The sequence below is a fragment of the Mesorhizobium sp. M2E.F.Ca.ET.209.01.1.1 genome (genome assembly GCF_004010375.2).
Taxonomy (GTDB): domain Bacteria; phylum Pseudomonadota; class Alphaproteobacteria; order Rhizobiales; family Rhizobiaceae; genus Mesorhizobium.
Window position 1 is genome coordinate 1 of record NZ_SADP02000884.1, and the last position, 312, is coordinate 312.

Sequence of the window (312 nt, forward strand, 5' to 3'; positions counted from 1 at the left end):
GTGGCGCAGCGCCGTGAAGCCGCGATCCTCGCCGAGGAGCGAGATCGGCTTGCGGGTCAGCGCGTAAAGCGGGGCGGCGACATGATCCTGCAGATCCCGGCCAACCGCCGGCATGTCGCGGATGACGGGAATTCCCACCTCCACCAGATGCGCGGCAGGACCGAGCCCGGACAGCATCATCAGCTTCGGCGTGGCGAGCGCGCCGGCCGCGAGGATCACTTCCGCCTTCGCCGAGGCGGTATGGCTCTGTCCGTCCAGCGTCGTGTAGGTCAGGCCGGTCGCGGCGCCATTCTCCAGCGTCAGCGCCGTCAC

At 69.6% G+C, this 312-nt stretch carries 1 protein-coding gene; it reads right to left on the reverse strand.

Going from position 1 to position 312, the window contains the following annotated elements; all coding sequences use genetic code 11:
* On the reverse strand, positions 1–312 hold a 312-nt coding region (locus EN852_RS38325), incomplete at both ends, for a GMC family oxidoreductase N-terminal domain-containing protein (protein WP_189546595.1).